The organism is Kribbella sp. (assembly GCF_035687465.1).
GTDB lineage: Bacteria > Actinomycetota > Actinomycetes > Propionibacteriales > Kribbellaceae > Kribbella.
Genome location: NZ_DASRXP010000244.1, coordinates 1 through 2883, shown reverse-complemented (window position 1 = coordinate 2883; position 2883 = coordinate 1). Strand labels below are relative to the sequence as shown.

2 protein-coding genes are annotated in these 2883 nt (G+C 64.1%); both read left to right on the top strand.

Features of this window, described 5'->3' with window-relative positions:
• The first annotated feature begins 721 nt into the window (after positions 1 to 721).
• Complete coding sequence (gene frc, locus VFG33_RS12400; protein ID WP_325025717.1) at positions 722 to 2002, top strand: formyl-CoA transferase; 1281 nt, start codon at positions 722 to 724, stop codon at positions 2000 to 2002.
• A 330-nt stretch (positions 2003 to 2332) separates the two neighbouring features.
• The coding region (locus VFG33_RS12395; RefSeq protein ID WP_325025714.1) for an MFS transporter at positions 2333 to 2883 on the top strand (551 nt) is incomplete at its 3' end.

Genomic DNA, 2883 nt, shown 5'->3' with positions numbered 1-2883 from the left:
CAGGGCAACCACACCATCCATGCCCGTGAACGTCCCAGGAGGTCGCGGTCGGTCTCACCGATCCGGTACACCCTGCCGTTCTTGTCTGTGACCTCGCGGAACGTCGGTTGAGCCGTCGCCTTCATGCTGGTTGTACCCCCTGGTTCCGCGGTGACCCCGTAAGTGTTCGGCGAATCGCTCCGACGATCCCCGAGATAGCCCGACTTCGCCGCCAAATGGGCGGACTGGCAACCGCCCATTCCCACTCTGCGGTGGATATTGCATACAGATTCATGTGTTGTGCCAATCACTCAAAGGGACGGTTAGTGACCACGGTCACAGCGGACGGTATACTACATACAATCCTGGACGCAAGCGCAAAATGGCCTGTGAATCTCCTGGAGATCGTGGCGACCGCCTCGAAGGCACTGCTATCCCGGCCATGACCACCTGAAATGGCGACAACCAAAGGTGCTGTGAAGGGCCTGTATTCGGCACCGCCATGAGCGAAGGTCGCTGGATGGGGTCCAGCGTGGCTGCGGTCCTGGTTGCGAGCCGGCTCTGCCCTGGCCGGTTGAGCACACCGGATCTGCGCGAAAACCTAGACAAGTGGTTGTTACGTGGGACACACTCAACGTCGAACGCATACGGTATGCAATTTCGCCGCACGACCCGCCCCGAGTTAGTCGGGGACCTAGGTCCGAACCGCCCACGTGCCGAGGCGAGGAGAGGAGATTGTGACATGGTGGAGATCCCAACCGTCGCGAAAGACGACCCTACGGCGTCGAATTCCGTGGGCAAGGCGTTGTCGGGGGTTCGCGTCCTGGACATGACGCACGTCCAGTCCGGCCCCTCGGCGACCCAGCTGCTTGCCTGGCTGGGTGCCGACGTCATCAAGCTGGAGGCGCCCAAGGGCGGCGACGTCACCCGTAGCCAGCTGCGCGACCTCCCCGGCGCCGACAGCCTCTACTTCACGATGCTCAACTGCAACAAGCGCAGCATCACCGTCAACATGAAGAGCGACGAAGGCAAACAGATCTTCACCGACCTGGTGTCGCGCGTGGACATCCTGGCCGAGAACTTCGGACCTGGGGTGGTCGACCGCTTCGGGTTCACCTGGGAGCGGCTGCACGAGCTCAACCCGCGGCTGATCTACGCCTCCATCAAGGGATTCGGCCCCGGCAAGTACTTCAACTTCAAGGCCTACGAGGTCATCGCGCAGGCGATGGGCGGCTCGATGGCGACCACCGGGTTCGAGCACGGGCCGCCGACCGCGACCGGCGCGCAGATCGGCGACTCGGGTACCGGCATCCACCTGGTCACGGGCATCCTGGCCGCGCTCTACCAGCGCACCAACACCGGCCGCGGCCAGCGCGTCGAGGTGGCCATGCAGGACGCCGTGCTCAACCTGTGCCGGGTGAAGCTGCGCGACCAGCAACGACTCGCGCATGGTCCACTACCCGAATACCCGAACGAGCACTTCACCGACGAGGTCCCACGATCGGGCAACGCCTCCGGCGGCGGCCAGCCCGGGTGGGCGGTCCGGACCAGCGGTGGAGGTCCCAACGACTACATCTACGTGATCGTCCAGCCTCAGGTGTGGGCGCCGCTGGCGGAGCTGATCGGAAGGCCCGAACTGGGCGACCATCCCGACTGGACCCGGCCCGAGGACCGGCTTCACAAGCTGGACAAGGTCTTTGCGCTGATCGAGGACTGGTCCGAGAAGCACACCAAATGGGAAGCGTTGGCGGCGCTCAACGCGCTGAACGTGCCGTGCGGTCCGGTGCTCAGCACCAAGGAACTCATCGAGGACGAAACCCTGGCCGAGCTCGGCGCGATCGTCACCGTCGACCACCCCGCGCGGGGACCGTTCAAGACCGTCGGCTCGCCGCTGCGGCTGTCGGACTCCCCGGTCGAGATCGTCCGCTCACCGATGCTCGGCGAGCACACCGACTCGATCTGCGCCGAGCTCGGCTATTCGCCAGAACAACTCGAACTGTTCAGGCGTTCCGGAGCGATCTGAGAAGCAGGAGCCGGACAACGCCGGCTCATTCCACCTAAACGGGTCAGTGGCCCCACAACGAAAGAGCGAGGACGCCATGAGGTAAGCCGCAAGGCAGGACAGCAGGTGCTTTGAAACGGTCGCCGAGGGTCGCTTGGCGCTGACGACCGAAAGGTCAACAACGGTATGCGACGCGCTACGCCGTGTTTTTGGCGTGCGCGCCCGATCGCCTGCGTGGGGCCGGATCCCCGTGCAGTGCACGACAAGTGCCCCTTGCGTCTATCGCGAAAACCCGACGCGAGAGACAATCGAGGCGCGAGCCTGTAACTATCGCTAGAAAGAGAATGAACGATGACCTCAACACTCGCAAGTTATCGCGAGATCACCGACGCCAACAATCGCGTCTACCGCGTCGGGGAGACCGACCGCGAACTACTCGGCAGGTCCCGGGCCTGGATGGTCTGGCTGCCGTGGGCCGCCATGATGGCGGTCAGTGTCTATGAGTACGGCTACGGCGCCGCCCAAGCCTCGATCCGGGAAGCCCACGGCTGGACCAGGTCCGAGACCTTCTGGCTCCTTGCCATCTGGGCCTTCTTCCAGGCCCTCATCGCCTATCCGGCCGGAAAGTTGCGGGAGAAGGACGTCGTCTCGGCGAAGGCCGCCATGCTGGTCGGCGCCGTCCTCTCGGCGGTCGGCTTCATCAGCATCGCCAACAGCGGCAACCTGGTCATCGCCTACCTCGGCTTCGCCGTATGTGGCGGCATCGGTGCAGGCCTGGTCTACGCGACGTGTATCAATCTCGTCGGCAAGTGGTATCCGGAGCGACGGGGCGGCAAGACCGGCTTCGTCAACGGCGGGTTCGCCTACGGCGCCGTGCCCTTCATCTTCATCTTCAGCTACGC

Coding starts and splice junctions, on each gene's coding strand:
- frc (WP_325025717.1), top strand. CDS start 722: ATGGTGGAGATCCCAACCGTCGCGAAAGACGACCCTACGGCGTCGAAT.